The following is a 20,436-nucleotide window of genomic DNA, read 5'->3' as shown; positions in this document are numbered from 1 at the left end:
TATTATAGGTTTATGATGCTGTCGTACGTTTCCGGCCTACGGTCCCTGTAAAATTGCCAAATATTCCGCACCTCGCGGATCAGCTCTTTGTCCATCACGCCAATAACAACCTCATCCTGATTCCGGCTGCCGACAGCTACAATCGACCCGCGCGGGTCAACCAAATAAGACTGTCCGTAAAACTCTCCCATATTCCAAGGCGCCTCATACCCGACCCGATTGATAGCCGCCACGTAATACCCGTTCGCCACCGCATGAGCCGGCTGTTCCAGCTTCCATAGGTATTCCGAAGTGCCCGCTACCGTCGCGGAAGGATTAAAGACAATCTCCGCCCCGTTCAGCCCAAGCGCACGAGCACCTTCCGGGAAATGCCGGTCATAGCAGATGTATACGCCAACCTTCGCGTAAGCCGTATCAAATACCGGATAACCTACATTGCCCGGCTTAAAATAATACTTCTCCCAAAAGCCGCAGCCCCCGTCGCCTGCCGCTACATGCGGAATATGATGCTTGCGGTATTTGCCGAGGTAAGCACCGTCCGCATCTATTACCGCTGCCGTGTTATAGTAACTCGCAATGCCGTCGCGCTCATAAATCGGAAGAATAATAACGACGCCTAGCTCGCGGGCGAGCTCCTGGAACAGCTTTGTAGTTGGCCCGTTAGGAATTTCCTCAGAGGCGTCATACCATTTGGTTACCTGCTCTGCACAGAAATACGGTCCATAGAAAATCTCCTGCAGCGAGATAATCTGAGCGCCTTTGACAGCGGCTTCGCGTACAAGACGGATATGCTTCTCAATTGCCGCCTTCTTGTGCGCCTCTACCGGTTCATCGCCATGTACGTCATGGGATGCCTGGATTAATCCGATCGTTACCTTACTCATTGCTTCTCCTCCCGATTCCGCGTGCCATACGTACCGCCGACCGGTACAGCAGCTCTGCTCCCAGCGCGATATCCTCCGGAGACGAATACTCCTTGGGGTTATGGCTGATACCGTCCTTGCACCGGACAAAAATCATGCTGTAATCCGTCACGTAAGACATCGTCAGCGAGTCGTGAAACGGCCCGCTCATCAGCTCGGGCAGCTTCATCCCCATGCCGGTCGCTTCCTTCCGCAAGATGTCCTTCATCCATTCCGCACAATACCTCGGCTCGCTGTTTGTATCCACCCGGATCAAATACTGCAGGCCATGCTCATCGCAGATGTCCTGAATGGTATCCAGCAGCTGCTGCTCCCGCTCGTTCCGGCGGGAGAGAACGATATCCCGGAGGTCAACCGTAAACGTCACCTTTTCCGGGATAATGTTGCGGGAATCCGGGAACACCGACAGCGAGCCAACCGTCCCCACCGTTGAAGCCCCGTCCTCCAGACGGGCGAGGTCGTTAAGGGCGACGATCACCTTGGCCGCGCCAACCAGCGCGTCCCGCCTCATCGGCATGGGCACCGAGCCCGCATGTCCGGCAAAGCCGTTCAGCTCAACCGTCCACCAGAGCGGGCCGGAAATACCGGTTACGATGCCAATCGGCGAATCCAGCGATTCGAGCACCGGCCCCTGTTCAATATGAAGCTCCAGAAACGCGCCGATCCTACCCGCTTCAAACGTATATCCTTCAAACTCTGCCGGGTCGCAGCCAAATTCCAGCAAGGCTTCCCGGCGAGTTATGCCATTCTTGTCTGTCCGGTCAAGCTCCCCTTCCTCGAGCTTGCCCGTCATGCCGCGGACGCCAAATAATCCTTTGTTGAAGCGGCAGCCCTCTTCATCGCAAAAGGCGACCACCTCAATGTCCATCTCCGGCACAAAGCCTTTTTCCGCCATCGTCTGCACCGCTTCAATCGCTCCAAGAACGCCGATAGCCCCGTCATATCGTCCGCCGTAGGGCTGGGAATCGACATGAGAGCCAAGCATCAACACCGGTAGCTCCGGATGTTTTCCTCTGAATACGCCTATCAGATTGCCAAAAGGATCGATTCTTGCGCTCATTCCCGCTTCTTCCATCCAGCTCTTCACCTGCTCGACGCCCGCTCTGTCTTCCTTCGACAAAGCCAGCCGGCATACGCCGGTCTCTCCAATCCTTCCGATCTGCGCCAGCTCCTCGATATGCCGGTTCAGCCGTTCCGCATTAATAGTTGCGTTAAGCTCTACACTCATTTCCGTTCCCTCCCGTCCAAGTCTCCGATGACATATAAGTATGTACGAGATTTGAATTTATACGGCTAGTCAGACAGCTGCCCTCGGGTGAGGGCAGCCGTTTGATCGAAATTACCTCTGCATATGCCGCTTCCCAGCAGCCGATTGCACTGCCGCTTCGACGCCAACCAATGCGCTTCCGCCGCGTTAAGGTCCCTTAGGGACCTTAACCACCCGGCCAGCCGCAATTTTCTCGAGCTTAAGGTCCCTTAGGTACCTTAAGTCCTTCACATCCGCCACTTTCGGCGCTTTACGCTGCCACTTCTGCCGCGTTAAGGTCCCTTGGGGACCTTAACCACCCGGCCAGCCGCAGTTTTCTCGAGCTTAAGGTCCCTTAGGGACCTTAAGCCCAACACATCCGCCACTTTCGGCGCTTCACGCTGCCACTTCTGCCGCGTTAAGGTCCCTTGGGGACCTTAACCACCACGCCAGACGCAGTTTTCTCGAGCTTAAGGTCCCTTAGGGACCTTAAGTCCTTCACATCCGCCCACTTTCAGCGCTTCACGCTGCCACTTCCGCCGCGTTAAGGTCCCTTGGGGACCTTAACCAGGCAGAAGCCGCAGTTTTCTCGAGCTTAAGGTCCCTTTGGGACCTTAAGCTTCCCCCATCTCGCTAACTTTTTTCCGCGTCCGCCAGAATCGTCTTGTCTATGGCTTTGCTTAAATCCGGCGCCGCCTTGATTAATCCGTATTTGAGCGAAATATCAACCGTCCGCTGTACGGCATTATCCACGAAAGAGCCTACCTGGGCGTCCGTGAACCCTTCCGGCTTCACAAGCTTCGCCATCTCCATCAGCATGGTGGTCTGATGCTCCTTCGTTGTGCTGCCCTCTGTGACGGCCTTCATGACGATATCAACCGCCTCTTCTTGATTGGCAATGGCGTAGTTCCAGCCCTTCATCGTGGCGCGGATGGCCTTAACCGCGGTATCCCGGTTATTTTTCAGCCAATCCTCCTTTACCACCAGCGTATCCTCGAGCATCCCAACGCCCGCATCCTCAAAGTCGTACACATACAGATCCTCCGGTTTCACGCCGCTCTCCAGCACGACATGGTACTCGTTATAAATGGTAGAGATCGCCACATCCAGCTGCTTGTTGAAAAACTGATCCATCGTAAAGCCCTGCTTCACCAGCTCGACATCCTTCTGCGGATCAAGGCCGTTCTTCTCCATGAAAGCAAGTACCTGGAACTGCTGGCTTCCCGTCCACATGCCCACCTTCTTGCCTTTCATCTTCGCCGGCGCATCAATCCCGGAAGCCTTGTTGGCAACAAAGCGGTACGAGCTCTTTTGCAAAATCTGCGCCACCGAGACAAGCGGCAATCCGTTGTCCCGGTTCACCAATAAGCTGTCGAAGCTCGTTACGCCGATATCCGCCGCGCCGTTCACCACCTGCTGCTCGATAACGACATCAGGCCCGCCCGGCACAATCTCGACATCCAGCCCTTCCTGCTCGTAGAAGCCTTTTTCCTTGGCGACGAAAATCCCCGCGAACTGGGCTTGAGGCACCCATTTCAACTGAATCTTCACCTTCTTCAGAGGTTCGCTTGACTTGCCCTCGTTCGCCGAAGACTCCGATGGACTGTTATTGCCGCAGGCAGCGACCATCATTAGCGCCATTGCCATCGTCAGCGAGGTTACGGCCTTCATGACCCGGTTTCTCTTTCTCATCTACCCCATCCTCTCCCTATCGCTATCTATTTGTAAGATGAAGACATCCCCTGATGCGTAAGAAGTTATTGCGGCTTGCGCCGGGCGACATGCCATGGAATCGCGATTCTCTCGATTAGCTGAATGAGGTAATAGAGCGCGATGCCAAGCACGGCGGCGATCACAATGCAGGACCAGGCGATGGGCATATTGCCCAGCTTGATCTGATCGGATAGCAGAAAGCCCAGCCCTCTGGAGGAGATAAAAAACTCGCCAACTATCGCTCCTATGATGCCGGTTGCCATGTTGATCTTGAGTGCCGTAAAAATAGCCGGCAGAGCAATTCTGAGCCTCAGCTTGAAAAAGATGGTTAGCCTTCCTGCTGCGTAGGCGCGCATCAGCTCCAGATAGGCGGGCTCGACGGAGCGCAGTCCCTTATAGGCGCTTACCGCCATCGTGGCCATCGTCATGATGGCCACAATCGCCATCTTGGAGGCGACACCGTCGCCAAACCAGTTGTTCATAACCGGCGCGAGCGCAACGATTGGGACGGCGTTTAAAGCAGCTACTAAAGTGATGGCTCCCTTGCCCGCTTGCGGAATAAAGGAGGCTGCAATGGCAGCGAGAAGGCCAATGGCCGAGCCAATCAGGCAGCCTCCGATCATTTCCGCTCCGGTGTAGAGGGAGTAGTTCCAGAGGAGATCGCGATTTGTCTGAATCGCCTTGCCTATGGCTGACGGAATCGGCAATTGATAAAGCTCCAGGCGAAACAGCTTGTGGAACCCTTTTAGCTGCCAGAAGAAAAGAAAGAGGAGGCCAAATCCGATTGGCAGCCATAACGTGCTATGGGATTTTTTTCTTATGGAGTTTGGAGTCATGCTGCTCTTCCTCGCGTTTAGTCCTGATGAATGGTCTGCTGCTAATCTAGGCAGCGGGGGCGGGACATGGGACTGCTCCACATGAACGGCGGTCATCTCCTTCATCCTTCCCCTCCCCCTTGCGAACGGAACTCCGGCTGCCATGGAGTCCATAACCGCTCAGCCAGCGTGACTAGCAGAAACCAGATCAAACCGATAACAACGCTGATTAGAATCGTGGACCAGAACATATACACTTGCGAGTTGCCGTAGTAGAGAGAGCTGAGCATTAATACGCCAATGCCGTTTGGCGCTCCCATCAGCTCAACGATAATAGAAGCCGTAATCGCAAGAGGGGCGGACAGCTTAAGTCCGGCAAAAAGACCGGGAAGCGATGCCTTCAACCGCAGCTTGGTGTACGTCGTCCATCTAGAGGCAGCATACGAGCGCATCAGCTCCTCCTGCTCAGGCTTGATGCTCTGAAGGCCGCGCAGCATATGAATGGCTACCGGAAAAAAAGTTACATATCCCGCCATCAGCACCCTCGACATCGCAGGATCGTGGATGATGCCGTACAGGATTGGGGCTAGCCCAATGATCGGAACCATTTGCGAAGCGATCATATAGGGAGATAAGGTTTGCTCGATGGTTCTGGACAAGCTCATGATAATAGCAAGTGCAGCCCCTACCGCCGTCCCAATCAGGAATCCCAGTATCGAGTTCCCGAAGGTGATCGCGCCTTGCTCGGCTAATGTGGACCAATGCTTGATCAGAGCTTCAATGACAAGGTGAAGATACGGGAGCTTGGAGGCCGGAGCCAGTACATGAGCAATATCGGCTATGTACCAAGCCGCTGCTTCCCATAACACCAGAGCTCCCGCAACCCATATGGCGAGAACACCGCCTTGGCCGCTTTTTCTAAGCCATCCGCTCATCAATAGAATCACTCTCCTACAAAGAATTGCGAATGCAATTCTTGCTTCGTAAGCATGAACTTAAGAATTGCGAATGCAATTCTTATCTTCTGTAAGACAACCCCTCACCCTGGCCGTCATCTCGTGGAAACGTCCGGAATTACGGATATGCTCGTAGCTGCCCTCCTCCCGTTCGATGTCCAGAATCGTATGGACCCGCCCGGGATGCGCCGACATGACGATAACCCGATCGGACAGGAATACCGCTTCCGGAATGCTGTGAGTCACAAATACGATCGTTTTGTTGGTCAGCTTCTGAATGTCGAGCAGGTCAAGCTGTAGCTTCTCCTTCGTAAACTCATCCAAAGCGGAGAACGGTTCATCCATTAACAGAATCGGCGGATCAAGCGCCAAAGCTCTGGCAATCGCCACTCGTTGCTGCATGCCGCCGCTTAGCTGCCAAGGATAGTGATCCTTGAATTTGGTTAAGCCAACCATATCGATCAGACGGCTTGATATTGCTGAATATTCTGATTTCTTAAGGCCGAGCACTTCCATCGGGAGCTCGATATTATCCTTCACTGTACGCCATTCGAATAACGTTGGGCTTTGAAAAACAATCCCGAACTTTCTCTTTAAACGAACTTCGCGAGGTTCCTCTTCGCCGATCGTAATCCGGCCGCTTGTCGGCTGCAGCAGATCCGCGATTAGCCGGAGCAATGTAGATTTGCCGCAGCCCGAAGGTCCTAGCAGGGAGACGAATTCGCTTCGATGAATATCAAAGCTGACTTGCGAGAGCGCCGTCACCTCTCTGCCCTTCCGGCCGAATACCATCGACACATCCTCGATCCGTATCTCAATTTCCTTCTGGCTCTCTTGTGACAAACTCCCAACCCCCTCGCTCTATCCATATACGCGCCGCTTGTGTTGTTATGTAATATTATATAACACACTATTTGGATTACATTATACAAACTGTTTTATAAAATAGCGTGAACGTTGGACGTTATGTATAGATGCGGTTTGATGGAGGTTAGATGATGTGAGTACCGCGTTACTATACTTGCATGCTAGCTGCCGTGACAGCTTCTCGCTCTGCTCCGCTACGTTGCACATTGTGCAAGATAATAGACGTAAAACGCTCCAAGGCGAAGATTACGTTGCACGTATTACAGCATATTTTGCCTTAATAGGCCGCTCCAGCCCTCATTCTGCTCAATATCCTGCACAACGTACAATGTAGAACGAGTTACTGGGCTGTAGAGCCTCATTATGCTGTATTTCGTACAGTGTGGCGGACGAGATAGAGGCCGGTAGGGTCCTCGTACGGAACTCAATAGTCAATATGCAGTTGTCTGGCTCGTCCCGCCCTACACATAAAAAATAGAGGCTGTCCCTTTTTGGGACAGCCTCTATCCTGTAGCCTTCTATTTCGTAGAGCGGTCAACCGCCGAAATCGTAAACGTAAAGCTTAGGTCCTGATCCGCCGGGATTTGGTATTCCGGATGAACCGGAGCGCCCCAGCTATCGTCGCCGCCTACGCCCATTTGGCGTCCGGCAACCGTTACAACGGTGTAATGCGGCTGCGGCAGCTCATACCAATGAGCGGCATTTTCAAGCTCGAACGCTGTCCAAGGCGACACGTTGCATTCCACCGGAGCCGATGCTGCAGCATTCAGCTGCAGGCCAAAGCCTTGGCTGTCGGTGATGCGCACTTGGCGTACGCCGGTACGATTGCCTGTCTCTTGCGGTACCAGATACGGAGTTGGCAGGTCTTTGACCGCACGGCTGAACGTACCAAGACGCGCGCCAAAAGCTCGGTCGATGTAGTTCTCTTCCGGCCCCATTGCATACCACTCGGTCTGATCATAGTCCGCAGACAGCTTGAACGTCAGGCCAACAATCGGCACGTTCGGAAGTCCGGCCGCACCTTTGTAATCGGTCTTCACTTCAATGCTTCCGTCCGCAAATACCGTATAGGTCGTGCGTACGCGCAGGTCGGCGCTAATGCTGAAGCCGTATTCGAACGCAACCGTTGCGCGGTCGCCCGATGCGGCAACGTCCAGCTCAACCTTCAGGCATTTGCGGGCTAGACTTGCCGCATACCACAGACCGGCATCATAACCATGCGCATAACCTTTATCGTTATCCGTCTGCGCGCGCCAGAACTGCGGCACCGGCGGTGCTGCGATAAATTCGCGGCTGCCGTAACGGATTGATGCCAGCGAGCCGACGCCTTTGGAGAACTGAATCGTAAAGCCATCGCCCATTACGCCAATGTTCACGTCGCCTTCTACAACGCGAATCGTGCCTGCAGGTACGGCTTCCTCAGCAGCAACCTCGAATACGTACTCGCCAAAGGCTACTTCATGGCCGGCTTCTGCCCACAGCTCATCCTGCTTGAGCACAAGTGCGGCATGAACCGCATACTCGCCGGCAATCTTCGTTACTTCCGCTGGCAGCGAGAGCGGCACAACGTCTTCGCTTCCCGGTTGAACAGACGTTTCACCGTTCCAGCCGAATACTTCTACGCCATCGCGGTATACGCGGACCGTCAAATCCCACTCGCTTGTATTCACGAACAGGTTCTCGTTAATCACTTTAACGCCCGTACGCGAAGGAACTAGCTTCACGTTCTGATACAGGAACTTCACTTCCTGCATTTTCGGCGTTACCTTGCGGTCTGCGAATACGATGCCGTTACCGCAGAAGCTGTAGTCCGTCGGACGGTCGTTAAAGTCGCCGCCGTAAGCGAAGAACTCTTTGCCATAGCGGTCCTTGGTCATAATGGACTGATCCATGTAATCCCAGATGAAGCCGCCTTGGTACATCGGGTACTTTTGCTCCAGCTCGGTGTATTTATGCATGCCGCCAACCGAGTTGCCCATCGCATGCATGTATTCGCAGCTGATGTACGGCTTGGACGGATTGCTTTCCAGATACTCGATAATGTCCGCAGGCTTGGCGTACATTCGGCTTTCCATGTCGCTTGTCGCGTCGTATTTCCGGTTGTGGAACACGCCTTCGTAATGGACAAGACGGCTTGGATCCTTCGCATGGAAGTACTTCGTCGCGTTCAGAATGACTTCGCCCGCGTACGATTCGTTACCGCAGGACCAGATGAGAATCGAAGGATGGTTCTTGTCGCGCTCAAGCATCGACTCGGCACGATCCAGCACGGAGCCCTGCCATTCCGGCAGATTGCCCGGCACGTTCCAGGACGGTTCAACCGCGCCCATCTTCTGCCACGAGCCGTGAGATTCGAGGTTCATCTCATCAATCAGATAAATGCCGTATTCGTCGCACAGCTCGTACCATAACGTCTGGTTCGGATAATGCGAGGTACGAACGGCGTTCATGTTATTCGCTTTGATCGTGGTAATATCCCAGATCATATCTTCAGCCGTAATGGCGCGGCCTCGGCGCACGTTGAATTCATGGCGGTTAACGCCTTTGAACACGATACGTTTGCCGTTGATGTGCATCACTTTATCGATCATTTCGAAGCGGCGGAAGCCGGCCTTTTGCACAATGGCTTCAACCAGCTGTCCCTGTGCATTCAAGACGGACAAGCATACGCTGTACAAATACGGAGATTCCGCGCTCCACAGCTTTACTTCGCCCGCATCAACCGTAACCGACAGCTTGCCGTCCGCAAAAGCACCCTCGCCAGCAGCTACAACAACGCCATCCGCATCCTTCAGCTCAAGCTTCACCGAAGCACCGGCATTGCCGGCTTGCTCCAATAATTCCAGATCAACCTTCAGCGTGCCTTGCTTGTAGCTGTCATCCAGATCCGCATGGATAAACATATCTCTAATATGGATTTCCGGAACCGTGTACAGATACACATCGCGGAAAATTCCCGAGAAACGCCAGAAGTCCTGATCCTCGAGCCAAGCGCCGGAGCTGCGTTGGTACACTTCCACCGCAAGCTTGTTATCGCCTTCCTTGATAAACGGAGTCAGATCAAACTCCGAAGGCGTAAAGCTGTCTTCCGCATAACCCACGAACTCGCCGTTCAGCCATACATAGAAGGCCGATTCGACGCCTTGGAACGAAATATAGACAGGTCCGCTCATGGATTCCGGCTTGCGGAAATGCTTCACGTAGCTTCCCACCGAATTGCTGACTACCGGGATAGCCGGAGGACGAACAGCATCCAGACCGTCCCAAGGGTACATCGTATTTACATATTGCAGCTGGCCGTAGCCTTGCATCTGGATATGCCCTGGCACTTGAATATCATCCCAGCCGCTGCAATCAAAGTCTTGTTCATAGAAGTTTTCAATTCGGCTCGCCGCATTTACGGCATAGCTGAATTTCCAACCGCCGTTCAAATCCTGGCGCATCGCCATTGGCGCTTTGCGCTCCGCATCCTCCATCGCACGGTAATACCGGTGATCGGAGTGCGCGTCCAGACGGTTTACCCGGTAAACGGTCGGATCGCTGAGCCAATTGATGTCTGCCCTTGTTGCTTTCATTCTTTATGAATCCTCCCTAAAATGAATTATCACCACAATAGCCCGTTATACGGGTTATCGTGATGATTCATACTTCGAAAGCGTACGCTAATGAATTATCACCACAATAGCCCGTTATACGGGCCATCGTGATGATTCATACTTCGAAAGCGTACGCTAATGAATTATCACCACAATAACCCGTTGTACGGGCCATCGTGATGATTCATTACTTGCGAGCCTATTTTACCGATCCAGTCATTCCCGCTACAAAATGCTTTTGCATCAGGAAGAAGACAATGGCCGTTGGCAGCGTCGCAATCAGAATAACAAGCATGTTCACGCCGTAATCCGGCGAGTAGCTGGACCCCAGGTTCGAGATCAGGAGCGGAATGGTCCGTTTCTCGGGGGATTGCAGCACGACGAGCGGCCACAAATAGTTATTCCAGCTGGACATAAACGTAATAATGGCTGCTGCCGCATACGAAGTTTTCATCGTAGGAACATAAATACGGAAGAATACGCCAAGTTCGTTTAATCCATCTATTCGACCTGCTTCAAGCATTTCCTTCGGAAACATCTTTGTACTTTGACGGAAAAAGAAAATTAAGAACGCGGTCGTTACCGTTGGCAGCACGACAGCCGTCATCGTATTGATTCCGATTGCAGGGATATTCTGCGTAATCGTACCGAACATCCGGTAAAGCGGCACCATCAAAGCCGCGAATGGAATCATCATCGATAGCAGCAAGATGTTAAAGACAACGTCCTTCGCTTTGCTGCGGAAAATTTCAAAGCCGTAACCGGCCAGCGAAGCAATAAGAAGGGCAAGAATGGTTGTCGAGATCGAGATTTTCGCCGAGTTAAGCATGGCTTGCCCAAGATCAACCTGATCCAAAATTTTGTGCCAGTTCGCACCCAGACTTGAGCCGGGCATCAAAGTACCCTTCGTTACGTCAACCGATTTGTTCGTCGCGCTTATGATCATCCATATAAATGGGAAGATCGATACAATGGCCGCAATGCTCAGGAATACATAGGTGAAAATTCGTTTAGCCATTTTTATCACCTGCCAGTTTAAACTGAAGAATCGAGAAGATTACAATAAGAATAACAACGCCGTACGATACCGTCGCCGCATAACCGAAGTCAGGCGTATATTTGAACGAAAGGTTGTAAATATACTGCGACAGCGTGGTGGTCGCGTTACCCGGTCCGCCCTTCGTAATGTTCATAACCTCATCGAACAACTGAAGCGTACCAATGGTCGATGTGATCGATGTGAACAAGATGATCGGTTTGAGAAGCGGAATCGTGATCTGCGTGAATTGACGGAATGAAGATGCGCCGTCAATCCGAGCTGCTTCATAAATCGAGTTATCGATATTTTGCAGGGCAGACAGATAGAAAATCATGTTATATCCGGTCCAACGCCATGTGATGGCGATAATAATCGTAATTTTAGCCCAGAACGGGTCCGTGATCCATTGAATTGGGGCGTTGATCAGATGAAGATTCGTCAGCAAAGAGTTAATCAAGCCGTCATTGCCGAACAGGTATTTGAAAATAACGGAATAAGCAACAAGCGATGTTACAGCCGGCAGGAAGATCGCCGTACGGAAAAATCCTTTAAGTTTCAACTTGCTATCATTAAGCAGTACAGAGATAAACATGGCAAGTACGATCATAATCGGTACTTGGATAATCAGGAAAATAAACGTGTTTTTCAGTGCGGTAATAAAAGTCTGGTCTTTAAACAGCCTTGCATAGTTGTCTCCACCAACATAATGCAGGTTCGTGCCTGTACCGGTCTGGAACGATAACATCAGTGCCTTAATCATCGGGTAGAAATAAAAGGCGCAAATCATGATGACAGCAATCGCTATAAACGACCAGCCGATCGCATTGGTTCTCGCCTTAATATTCATTGCTTTTGCTTTACTCACAGCGGCAGCCAGCTCCTTCCTATCTTGAGCGTTCATAATAAAGACCTTGGAGCATGCCCCGCGGGGCACGCCCTTAAGAGATGGCGGCGGAACGCGGAGGACCATGTTCCAAGGTCAATTTCTCTCTTTATTTTACAGACGAGTCTGCTTGTGCTTGGGCGTCTTTCAATACATCGTCAATCTTCTTGCCGTTCAGGTAGTTCTGCATTTCCACAACCAGAATGTCCTCGATTGCGTAAGTGTGCATACCGTAGTTTACGCTTGGAATTTCGTTCGTCCATTTCGCAAAGTCCTGTACGATTTTTTGACCGCCGAAGAATTCGTTAGCCGCTGTATAAGCTGCGCCGGTTGTAGCCGGTTTGTAAGTACCGATTGCGCCAACGTCCGTAACGAGTTTTTGGTACAAGTCAACGTTCGAGCCGAGTGTTGCTTTCAGGAATTCGGCTGCCTGCTCTTTGCCCGGAACGTTCAGAACGTACCACGAGCTGCCGCCAAGGTTAGTTGCATGCACGGAGTTAGGCGTTTTCGCAAGCTTCGGCATTGGAGCAACCGCCCATTTGCCGGATTGCGAAGCTTCCGCTGTGATGGAAGGCGTGAACCAGTTGCCCGTAGGTACCGATGCAGCGTCACCATTGTTGTAGTTCGCTACGAATTGGCTCCAGTCGGAGTGGATTTTCACGATGTTGGCATCCATCATTTTTTTGTATACTTCGAACGCTTCTTTCATTGCTTCGTTGTTCGCAATGTTAGGCGTTTTGCCGTCTTCGTTCAGGTACCACGAACCAGCGGATTGAATCATCATGCGGATGATACCGAGGTCGTTCGGATCAAGGGAGATCCAGTCCTTGCCTGTTGCTTCTTTCACTTTTTTACCGATATCGATGTATTGGTCCCAAGTAATGTCTTGAAGATCATTAATGGTGTAACCGGCTTTCTCGAGGTAATCCGTTCTTACATAAAGACCAGCAACGCCGGAGTCGAACGGAACGCCGTAGTATTTGCCGTCAACGCTTGTAGGTCCAAGCTTGTAATCAGCAAAGTCTTTAGGGTTGATCACGCTGCTCAGGTCGTAGAACATGTCCGGGTAAGCTTGCAGGAAGCTTTGCGCGCGGTAGTCCTCGATAAGTACAATGTTAGGCAGACCTTTCGTCGTGCCGGAGCTCATGCCCGTATTCAGCTTTTGAACGATATCGTTCTGAGCGTTTTCTACAATATCAACGGTCAAATCCTTGTTAGTTGCCGCATAAGCGTCTTTCGCAAGGTTCATCGCTTTGATGTTAAAGTTAGGATCCCATGCCCAAACCGTAATTTTGCTTGCAGCTTTGCCGCCGTTTTCCGCACCCGTATTCGCAGTGTTTTTGTTGTTGTCCGTGTTGGACGAACAAGCCGACAGTGCAACTGCGCTTAGAGCAAGTACAGTGACTAATTTCTTCACTTTCAAGACCTCCGCATCTGTATATGTGTTGTAAGCGTTTTCCGGCTTACGAATCCATGATAGCATTCCCATCATGGCGCTCGTTAGAACGATCTTTACAACGAATTGTCATTTTATTATGAGTTGCTTGAAAGTGGTCTATTCGTACTAGGACAATCTTTAGAAATTTGGATCATTATTGGATTGGAGCAGCGGAATGCGAATTTTTACCCGGGTTCCTTCCCCGATTTCGCTTGTTATGGTAACCCCATATTCCTCGCCAAATAACAATTTGATCCTGTCATTTACATTGCGCACGCCAATTCCGCTGAACAGCTGGCGTCTGTTCTCCTGACTCGGGATTCCTCCATTAATATTCATGCCGTCGCCATTATCCACCACTTCGCAGACAAGAGAAGAGCCTTCCTGCGCAACCATAATGTAGATGTAGCCTTCGGATTTGTCATTAAAAGCATGGAAAAAGGAGTTCTCGATAAATGGCTGGAGCATCAGCTTCGGAATCCTGTATTTCAGGCAATCCGGACCAATGAAGTAACTGACGCGGATTCGCTCGCCGTAACGAACCTGATTGATAAACACGTAATTTTTCATATTGTCGAGCTCTTGCTGTACCGTAATCATCTCGCTGACGTTGCCGATGGCATTCTGCAGAAGCGAGATAAGAGCATTAATCGTCTCGGCCGCTTTTTCCTTGTTGCCCTGCTGGACCATAAACTTCACCGAGGCGAGCGTATTATATAGAAAGTGGGGATTAATCTGCTGCTGCAGCGCTTCCAGCTCCGCATTGCGCTGCTGCTTCTGCGTCTCTACCAGCTTGTCCACGTATTCATTCAGCTCGTCGATCATGGCATTAAAGGCAAGGCCAAGCTGGCGAGTCTCATAGCTGCCGTCCACCTTCACGTGGCGGTCGAATTCGTACTTCGAGATGGTTGAAATCTGCTTCACGAGCCGGGTCAGCGATTTGGTCAGCCGTCTTGAAATGATGAACACGATAATAACCGCAGCGGCTACAATCGCCATAACGATAAGCGCGATCTGCCTCGTATCCGTCAATTGTCCCAGGACCTGCTTCTTATCAATAACGTTCACCATGTAGAGGTCTAGTCCGGCAATATACTCCGATAAAAGAAGATGGTCTTTGCCCATAATGTGGGCATTCTTGTAATCCAGGTGCTTCTCGTCAATCTCTTTCGCATACTGAAGAAGATCCGGCGAACGCTGCCCGATCCAGTCATTGCGGTTGGAGGATACAATCGTCCCCCGGCTGTCCATTACCGCTACGTCATTGCCAAGACTCGTATTGCTGTCATAAAACCGGGCGAAATAAGGCTCGCGTACGGAAAAATAAACCATTCCATAGACGGTCCCGCTGCGATCGACCAAAGCCTTGGAGGCTACAATCGTAGGCTCGATGCCCGGCGTACCGGAGGTTTCAGCGTCGTCATAGGAATACATCAGCTTGCGAGGCTCTGCAAGAGAACGTTTCGTTATGGGATGGTTCGCAAGAGCATCGTCAGGGACAGGCCAATAGGAACGGTCCGTCGAATAACGACGTCCGTTCACTCCTGTTACCGTAATGCCTACCTCATAGGCGTCCACGCTAGATTTAATCTTGTTCATCTGCTGCCCCATCTGAAAGTAACTGCCTACCATGACGTTCGATTCGCCGCTGCCTTCGGTCAGAAACTGCTTGATCGTACCGCTCTGCGAGATTTTGTTCGCCGTCAGCACAATCGAATAATTAAACGAGTCCATGCCGTTTCGGATCTGAGCGATAATTTTCGAATTGGTAATACTGAAGGTCTCCATAAACACGCGGCTGGACACGTTCATCGTTGTCCAGGTCGCTGTAATCGATACGGCCACAATGCTCACTACCATAATGATGAACATTTTCACGAAGAGGCCGTTATATTTGAATCGGTCGAGTACTTTACTCAAAGCTATCACTCACTCATCTCAGGTTTTGTTGCCGGTAGCGGCTTGGCGACAGTCCGGTATGCTTCTTGAACACCTTGCAGAAATAGCTGTGATCCGAATAGCCGACCATCCCGCTGATCTCCGAGATCGAAGCTTCCCCTGCCCGCAGCAGCTCCGATGCTTTCTCCAATCTCACCCTATGCAAATAATCGACAAAGCCCTCGTTATGATGGGTTGAGAAATAGCTCGACAGATAGGACGGGTTAAAATGAAAATGCTTCGCCATCTCCGTCAAATTGAGCGATTCGGCGTAATGCTCGTGAATATAATCTAGCAGCCGCTTCATATTGGCATTGCCGGACTGCTCGGCTTTCTCGGCAATGCATAGCTTCGCTTCCCCGATAAACGCTGTTAGCAGCTCAGCCGCAGCATTCGCTTTTCGCGACTCTTCAATAGCTTTGAAATAATAATACTTCTTCGTCTCCAGCTGCTGCGTGCTGTAATTCATATTGCCAAGTAATACGGTAATGTTAAAAATAACATTGCTCAGAAACGACTTGAACTCAAAGACATCCGTCGTATAGTTTGTTTTGAACGCTTCCAGATGATCCAGCAAATACTCAAATGCCGTATCAAAGCGTTCGCGCTTGAACGATTCCGTAAAGCTGTTCAGGTTAAACGGCTCTGCCGCCTGCCCGGCTTCCGGGAACTCATGGAACAATAACAGATGCTTGTCCGGGAAATAAAAGGCGTAATCCATCATTTTCAGCAGGCTAGCCCTATAGGACTGTTCCAATTCCGTAATCGCCGAAAAAGGCTCGCTTACCACAACCGCCACATCCAGCTCCAGCTGATTGATCGAGCTCGCCATCGTTCTGCCCCAATAAGGCAGCAGGCTTAGCATCGTGTAATCCAGATTAAGGAGCAGCAGGATTATAGGCGCTTCGGCTTTTAGAACGTGGTAGACCAGCTGATCGGCATGGACCGCCTGTTTATCCAGCTCGCCTTGCATGGTTTGCCGGATGGCATTCACCTGCTCCTTCGTTACATTCATTCCCCGCAAGTCCACACCAAGAAGGCAGAAGGCGCTATGCGGAAAATGGTCACCAAGCTCCGCTTCAACCTGCTTGGCATCCATCTCATAACCGGATAACAGCTTCTCCAGCACCGAATCGATGGTTGGACCTTGATTCGTGGATTGCTCTTCCCCTTGCAGGGACGGAATTTTATCGGCAACAGCTTTCAGCACGTTCAACATGTGGCCGGTATCGAGCTTGGGCTTTAATATATAGTCGCGTACGCCGCTTTGAAAGGTGGAACGTACGTAATCGAAATCTCCAAAGCTGCTTAGGACAATAACTTCGATGTCCGGATATTTCAGCTTGATCTGCCGGGTCAGCTCTTCGCCGTCCATAATCGGCATGACAAGATCCGTCAGCACGATATGGGGCTGCAGCTCCGCGATCATCTCAAGCGCTTCTTTCCCATTCGAAGCCTCGCCCACGATCTGAAAGCCTTCCTGCTCCCAGTTCATATAATGCTTGATCCCTTGCCGGATCAAAGCTTCGTCGTCCACGATCAGCAGCTTGCAGTAGTTTGACATGGTCTGATACCTCCTGCACTTACATATGTAAAGTACATTATAACCGATAAAGCGAGCTAATTTCTCACCATTCTGAATGGACTGTCCTTGTTACATTTTGGCGGATTATTTGGAAGTTTGCTAGAATCGGGCAACTTTTGCTTCACATATCCGGGGAGGACTTGAATATATTGAATAACAAACCCAAAAAACTGTGCAAGGAGGTGCTCCGAAATGGGTTCAGCAGAAGATAGACTGTTTGTTGTATCTCAGGAGGATTGGTCGCTGCATCGTAAAGGCTACCAGGATCAAGCCAGGCACCAGCAGAAGGTTCGGGAAGCCATTAAGCAAAATTTGCCCGACCTCGTGTCTGAAGAAAGCATTGTCATGTCTGACGGCAAGCAAGTAATCAAAGTGCCGATTCGGAGCCTTGACGAATTCCGATTTGTGTATAACTACAATAAAAATAAACATGTAGGTCAAGGAGACGGTGACAGCCAGGTCGGCGACGTGTTAGGCGTCGATCCGCAAGCGGCCAAAGGTCCCGGCAAGGGCGAAGGCGCTGGCGATCAGCCCGGCGAGGATGTTATCGAAGCGGAGATCAGCTTGGCTGAGCTGGAGAGCATGCTGTTTGAGGAATTAGAGCTGCCATTCCTTCGCCAGAAGGATAAGGATCAGCTCGAGACGAAGGAAATCCGGTTCAACGATATCCGGAAAAAAGGCATCATGTCGAACATCGACAAGAAGCGGACGATCATGGAAAACCTGCGGCGCAACGCTACCTCCGGCACGCCGGGCATTCACGGCATCTCGCCGGATGATCTTCGCTACAAGACCTGGGAAGAGATTGTGCGTCCGCAATCGAATGCGGTTATCCTTGCCATGATGGATACATCGGGCTCCATGGGCTCCTTCGAGAAATACGTTGCCCGTTCGTTCTTCTTCTGGATGACCCGCTTCCTGCGGCATCAATACGAGAAAGTCGAAATCGTATTCATTGCCCATCACACCGAAGCGAAGGAAGTGACCGAAGAAGAGTTCTTCACCCGCGGCGAAAGCGGCGGTACGATCTGCTCGTCAGCCTATATCAAGGCACTCGAGATCATCGACAGCCGGTTCTCGCCAAGCGTGTACAACATCTACCCGTTCCACTTCTCCGACGGCGACAACCTGACGAGCGACAACGAGCGCTGCGTCAAGCTGATCGGCGAGCTGCTCAAGCGCTCCAACCTGTTCGGCTACGGCGAAGTGAACCAGTACAACCGCTCGAGTACGCTAATGTCCGCGTATAAGCATATTAATATGCAGCATTTCATGTACTACGTCATTCGCGAGAAAGGCGAAGTGTATAACGCCCTGAAGTCGTTCTTCCGCAAGCGGGAAGGCGTTGTAGGGTAAAAGGAAACCGGTCGTCCAGGGGACGGCCGGTTTTTTCGGCGAAAGCCAAAGCTATCTTCCAACAGTTGCTTTTTCTTTTATCTCCCTGTCTGGAACTAGTATTTGATTAATTTCGTTCTAGTCGATCAATAAATAACGAACATATCATCATCCACTGTGCCATCAAAGTTAAAGAAGAGTTTATAATACCCAACTACATGATCAGAGTACTCCATATTAAGCGTTGCAACGACATGATTGTAGTCAAAATCAGGATAGTTGTTACTAAACTTTATTGAGACTGAATCAATCTTAAGATCAAGATAAGTTGAGTCATAATTAGGAAAAACTTCACGGAACTCAGCAGTTTCCTCTACTTTGTAGTGTTCAAAGCTTCTCCAAAATGCTGAATACAATTTCGATTCGACATCATTTGTAAGCATCCATTCTCTTAAAGCTCCCACCTCAAACATTGTCCAATTACTCCTTCGTATATAAGTTAATATTATGCTGGATCTTGCGTTAAAACGAAAACAATTGCTGTATCCATCTCTTAATCCTTCCTTGCCTTGTAACAGCTTCCCCAATCGGACAATAAGGACAGGTTGGACATACCGAATGTGCTTTATCTCTCTGAATGTTTAATTTGATTAGAGTATCCGCCTTGAATAATCTTTCTCTCTCAAAATTAATGTCCATGCATTCCCCTAATTCAACTGTCCTATTCAATAACTTACAATAATACTCGTCGTTCATTCACTCACCACATTATTCTCGGTTAATTCCTCTGCAAGCGGCTCTCTAACCAAATGCTTCTTCTTCAGTTTGCAGACACCATGCTTTTTATAATTTCTAATAGCTTCATCTAGTGAAAGCTTGTTTGCCCCAATGCTTATATGAGGCCTTTCATGCGCTATAAGATCATATTGCCAAAAACAAACCTCACAAATATCTACTATGACTTCATCATCACTACAGATTGTAAAGTATCCGCAGCAAGGACATTGAATATTTCCGAAGTTTGATCTTACAATCTCGGCATGAACTCGTTTCTGCTTATCTTTCCAATTCATATTCCCAAAAATAATTCCCATTACCGCGCCAGCAAAACAATCATAGTAGTCGAATTCTCTATGAAACAACAAATAGGCAACTAGCATAAAGATTAGATAAAAGAGCTCCCCTTCTACTGCTCTTCTGAAAAGAAACTTGTACTTTATTCGCTTCATCGCTTTAGTATTCAACAGACCGCTTCCCTCCAGGAGCTATCAAATGAGGACATCCTATATGGGTATATTACACCAAAAGACGAGTGCCAGTTATATTAGTTGAAGACAAATATAATGCTTGCAGCTGTAATTAATATGCTTCCAACCACACGCAAGTAAGTGATTGTCTTTTTCGATGGGATCATTTTCTCCAGATCCTTATTCTGAGCGTTGCTTTCGTTGTTATAATTAAATCTTCCCCACTTCCAAGCCAGCTTCGGAAACAACAAATACAAAACACCGAGTGCTAAAAACACGAAACCCATAGTGCCCCTTCTCCCGCAAGGAATTTATTACCTGTTTTCTATACGTTTGACAACCTAGATCATTTCATTCCCTATCACAAAAAAATAAAAAAGATGGCTCTCAAGGCTTCAAGAGTCATCTTTTTCCCGCTCCTATCTATTCAAACACCGTAAACATCCCCGTCATCCCCGGGGAATGATCCTTGAACCCAAATTGCTCGTAAAATCTATCGTTACCATGAGAGGCAAACAGCCCGACAAAAGCCAGTCCGTTCTCATGGCGGCGTTCTTTGATGTAGTCCAGCAGCTGGTCTACGATAAGCTTTCCTAGACCCTGTTTCTGGTGCTCCGGTGCGATCGCTACATCCTGGATGTAAAAGTACATGGCCCCATCGCCAACGACCCGTCCCATGCCGACAACCTCACCTTCGCATTCGACAACTACGCCATAAAGCGAGCCTGCAATTGATTGCCCAGACATTTCTATATGAATGCTCCCCCAACCTACAGCTTCCCATAAAGCTTCATGCTCCTGCACCGTTGGAAGACGCTTAATGATCTCGTATTGTTTACTTGCCATAATAAATGA

At 50.2% G+C, this 20,436-nt stretch carries 17 protein-coding genes; 1 reads left to right on the top strand and 16 read right to left on the bottom strand.

Features of this window, described 5'->3' with window-relative positions; translation table 11 throughout:
• Positions 1–2 precede the first annotated feature (2 nt).
• From WFJ73_RS16540 to WFJ73_RS16485, 12 genes are all read right to left on the bottom strand, one after another.
• Positions 3–884 (bottom strand): nitrilase-related carbon-nitrogen hydrolase, encoded by an 882-nt coding sequence (locus WFJ73_RS16540; RefSeq protein ID WP_336774119.1) that lies wholly within the window; start codon positions 882–884, stop codon positions 3–5.
• Positions 877–2,151, bottom strand: coding sequence for a M20 family metallo-hydrolase (locus tag WFJ73_RS16535; protein WP_336774118.1), 1,275 nt, complete (start codon positions 2,149–2,151; stop codon positions 877–879). Before WFJ73_RS16535 ends, WFJ73_RS16540 begins: the two co-directional genes overlap by 8 nt.
• A gap of 651 nt (positions 2,152–2,802) precedes the next feature.
• A complete protein-coding gene (locus WFJ73_RS16530) occupies positions 2,803–3,861 on the bottom strand; it encodes an ABC transporter substrate-binding protein (protein ID WP_336774117.1) in 1,059 nt (352 codons plus the stop codon).
• A 65-nt stretch (positions 3,862–3,926) separates the two neighbouring features.
• The gene (locus WFJ73_RS16525; RefSeq protein WP_336774116.1) at positions 3,927–4,823 is read right to left on the bottom strand and encodes an ABC transporter permease; all 897 of its coding nucleotides are present in this window, start codon (positions 4,821–4,823) and stop codon (positions 3,927–3,929) included.
• Positions 4,820–5,632, bottom strand: coding sequence for an ABC transporter permease (locus tag WFJ73_RS16520; protein WP_336774444.1), 813 nt, complete (start codon positions 5,630–5,632; stop codon positions 4,820–4,822). The genes WFJ73_RS16525 and WFJ73_RS16520 overlap by 4 nt, the downstream gene beginning before the upstream one ends.
• Before the next feature lie 60 nt (positions 5,633–5,692).
• Positions 5,693–6,496: an ABC transporter ATP-binding protein gene (locus WFJ73_RS16515; RefSeq protein ID WP_336774115.1), complete on the bottom strand. Its 804-nt coding sequence runs from the start codon at positions 6,494–6,496 to the stop codon at positions 5,693–5,695.
• A 542-nt stretch (positions 6,497–7,038) separates the two neighbouring features.
• Entirely contained in the window at positions 7,039–10,095 is a 3,057-nt protein-coding gene (locus WFJ73_RS16510) for a glycoside hydrolase family 2 TIM barrel-domain containing protein (RefSeq protein ID WP_336774114.1), read from the bottom strand.
• Positions 10,096–10,315: 220 nt separating this feature from the next.
• Positions 10,316–11,134, bottom strand: coding sequence for a carbohydrate ABC transporter permease (locus tag WFJ73_RS16505; protein WP_015846249.1), 819 nt, complete (start codon positions 11,132–11,134; stop codon positions 10,316–10,318).
• Positions 11,127–12,002: a carbohydrate ABC transporter permease gene (locus WFJ73_RS16500; protein ID WP_336774443.1), complete on the bottom strand. Its 876-nt coding sequence runs from the start codon at positions 12,000–12,002 to the stop codon at positions 11,127–11,129. Before WFJ73_RS16500 ends, WFJ73_RS16505 begins: the two co-directional genes overlap by 8 nt.
• Positions 12,003–12,147: 145 nt before the next feature.
• Positions 12,148–13,455, bottom strand: a complete 1,308-nt coding sequence (locus tag WFJ73_RS16495) for an ABC transporter substrate-binding protein (protein WP_336774113.1) — start codon at positions 13,453–13,455, stop codon at positions 12,148–12,150.
• 159 nt (positions 13,456–13,614) lie between these two features.
• Entirely contained in the window at positions 13,615–15,396 is a 1,782-nt protein-coding gene (locus WFJ73_RS16490) for a cache domain-containing sensor histidine kinase (RefSeq protein ID WP_336774112.1), read from the bottom strand.
• 13 nt (positions 15,397–15,409) lie between these two features.
• Positions 15,410–16,978 (bottom strand): response regulator transcription factor, encoded by a 1,569-nt coding sequence (locus tag WFJ73_RS16485; RefSeq protein WP_336774111.1) that lies wholly within the window; start codon positions 16,976–16,978, stop codon positions 15,410–15,412.
• Between the two features lie 213 nt (positions 16,979–17,191).
• On the opposite strand from WFJ73_RS16485, the gene yhbH reads away from it, so the two are divergent.
• Positions 17,192–18,355 carry a sporulation protein YhbH gene (gene yhbH, locus WFJ73_RS16480; RefSeq protein ID WP_336774110.1) on the top strand — a complete coding sequence of 388 codons (1,164 nt, stop codon included), beginning with the start codon at positions 17,192–17,194 and terminating at the stop codon, positions 18,353–18,355.
• A 125-nt stretch (positions 18,356–18,480) separates the two neighbouring features.
• Here yhbH and WFJ73_RS16475 read toward each other — a convergent pair whose 3' ends face one another.
• The 4 genes from WFJ73_RS16475 to WFJ73_RS16460 all read right to left on the bottom strand — a co-directional run bounded on the left by WFJ73_RS16475 (position 18,481) and on the right by WFJ73_RS16460 (position 20,427).
• Positions 18,481–18,807: a hypothetical protein gene (locus tag WFJ73_RS16475; protein WP_336774109.1), complete on the bottom strand. Its 327-nt coding sequence runs from the start codon at positions 18,805–18,807 to the stop codon at positions 18,481–18,483.
• Positions 18,808–19,086: 279 nt separating this feature from the next.
• A complete protein-coding gene (locus WFJ73_RS16470) occupies positions 19,087–19,578 on the bottom strand; it encodes a CPCC family cysteine-rich protein (protein ID WP_336774108.1) in 492 nt (163 codons plus the stop codon).
• An 80-nt stretch (positions 19,579–19,658) separates the two neighbouring features.
• Positions 19,659–19,868, bottom strand: coding sequence for a hypothetical protein (locus tag WFJ73_RS16465; protein WP_336774107.1), 210 nt, complete (start codon positions 19,866–19,868; stop codon positions 19,659–19,661).
• A 136-nt stretch (positions 19,869–20,004) separates the two neighbouring features.
• Positions 20,005–20,427, bottom strand: a complete 423-nt coding sequence (locus WFJ73_RS16460) for a GNAT family N-acetyltransferase (RefSeq protein WP_336774106.1) — start codon at positions 20,425–20,427, stop codon at positions 20,005–20,007.
• Positions 20,428–20,436: the final 9 nt, after the last annotated feature.

This window comes from Paenibacillus sp. MMO-58 (genome assembly GCF_037146255.1).
GTDB lineage: Bacteria > Bacillota > Bacilli > Paenibacillales > Paenibacillaceae > Pristimantibacillus.
This window is presented reverse-complemented; position numbering and strand designations above follow the sequence as displayed.

Coding starts and splice junctions, on each gene's coding strand:
- WFJ73_RS16530 (WP_336774117.1), bottom strand. CDS start 3,861: ATGAGAAAGAGAAACCGGGTCATGAAGGCCGTAACCTCGCTGACGATG.
- WFJ73_RS16465 (WP_336774107.1), bottom strand. CDS start 19,868: ATGGGTTTCGTGTTTTTAGCACTCGGTGTTTTGTATTTGTTGTTTCCG.
- WFJ73_RS16475 (WP_336774109.1), bottom strand. CDS start 18,807: ATGTTTGAGGTGGGAGCTTTAAGAGAATGGATGCTTACAAATGATGTC.
- WFJ73_RS16535 (WP_336774118.1), bottom strand. CDS start 2,151: ATGAGTGTAGAGCTTAACGCAACTATTAATGCGGAACGGCTGAACCGG.
- yhbH (WP_336774110.1), top strand. CDS start 17,192: ATGGGTTCAGCAGAAGATAGACTGTTTGTTGTATCTCAGGAGGATTGG.
- WFJ73_RS16525 (WP_336774116.1), bottom strand. CDS start 4,823: ATGAAGGAGATGACCGCCGTTCATGTGGAGCAGTCCCATGTCCCGCCC.
- WFJ73_RS16500 (WP_336774443.1), bottom strand. CDS start 12,002: ATGAATATTAAGGCGAGAACCAATGCGATCGGCTGGTCGTTTATAGCG.
- WFJ73_RS16510 (WP_336774114.1), bottom strand. CDS start 10,095: ATGAAAGCAACAAGGGCAGACATCAATTGGCTCAGCGATCCGACCGTT.
- WFJ73_RS16540 (WP_336774119.1), bottom strand. CDS start 884: ATGAGTAAGGTAACGATCGGATTAATCCAGGCATCCCATGACGTACAT.
- WFJ73_RS16460 (WP_336774106.1), bottom strand. CDS start 20,427: ATGGCAAGTAAACAATACGAGATCATTAAGCGTCTTCCAACGGTGCAG.
- WFJ73_RS16520 (WP_336774444.1), bottom strand. CDS start 5,632: ATGAGCGGATGGCTTAGAAAAAGCGGCCAAGGCGGTGTTCTCGCCATA.
- WFJ73_RS16505 (WP_015846249.1), bottom strand. CDS start 11,134: ATGGCTAAACGAATTTTCACCTATGTATTCCTGAGCATTGCGGCCATT.
- WFJ73_RS16485 (WP_336774111.1), bottom strand. CDS start 16,978: ATGTCAAACTACTGCAAGCTGCTGATCGTGGACGACGAAGCTTTGATC.